This is a genomic window from Endozoicomonas arenosclerae (genome assembly GCF_001562015.1).
GTDB classification, from domain to species: Bacteria; Pseudomonadota; Gammaproteobacteria; order Pseudomonadales; family Endozoicomonadaceae; genus Endozoicomonas_A; species Endozoicomonas_A arenosclerae.
The window spans coordinates 1-965 of sequence record NZ_LASA01000293.1; the positions used below are offsets into that span (position 1 = coordinate 1).

A 965-nucleotide genomic window follows, 5' to 3' on the forward strand; every position below is an offset into this window, starting at 1 on the left:
GCCCTGATTACAATGCCTCTTGAGCTTTGGTTGTTCCATCGGATGGAGCTGTAGTACCGCTTCAGGATTCTATTCATTCAACATGCTTCAAAAATAGAATCTGGCGCTTTACTGGAAACGGTTTCTCTTATTATTCGATATGTGCGCCCTTCTCTTTTTTTAATCTCTACGGGTCATATTTCCCGCAGCTTACTGCGTTTCTGCGGCATTAGCCGCAGCATGAACTTGTGACTACATTTTGTGGATGGCTAAAAGTAGGTTCAGCCACAAATCCCACAATGCCACGGTTCTTATGTATCACTTGGTCTGTCCAGCAAAGTATCGAAGAGTGGTCTTTAGCGATGAAGTAGACAAGACGTTGAAGGAGGTATGCTGGGCTATCTCAGAGCGTTATGAAATTTACTTCTTAGAAATTGGTGCTGATAAGGATCATGTCCATTTTCTTATACAGTCGGTACCGACCATGAGTCCGAAGTCGATCGCTCAGAAAGTAAAGAGCATCACGGCACGTGAAGTTTTCAAGAAAAACCCTGAAGTTAAGCAAAAGTTATGGGGTGGAGCATTCTGGAGTTCAGGATATTTTATGAATACTGTCGGCCAGCATGGTAATGAAGATGTAATTGCAAATTATGTGAAAAACCAAGGCAATGCGGAGTACAAGCAGCTACACCGGAAGGAAATAAGTCCGAACCAAATCAGTCTGTTTATGGACTGACCACTCAAGTTGCACTGAGGATACCCCGCAGCTTGCTGCGGGGTAGTTCATTGAAACCTTCTACTCCCTATAAGACCCTGCTGAGCTTAATGGCTTTTAAATTTCTCATCAATAGTCGCTTTGGAGAATATGGCGCTAGTTATTATAATGGAGCGCTTATCCCTCTTGCCGCTCTGGTTGTAACCCCATGACGCTAAAAACTCTCCGCCTGAAGAACCGGGCTGACCGTCGATTAAAAGCTGGCCATCTC

1 protein-coding gene is annotated in these 965 nt (G+C 44.4%); it reads left to right on the plus strand.

Annotated features, from left to right (window positions below; all coding sequences use genetic code 11):
* Window positions 1-244: 244 nt before the first annotated feature.
* Window positions 245-715, plus strand: coding sequence for an IS200/IS605 family transposase (gene tnpA / locus WG89_RS28825; protein WP_062271248.1), 471 nt, complete (start codon window positions 245-247; stop codon window positions 713-715).
* The last annotated feature ends 250 nt before the right edge of the window (window positions 716-965 follow it).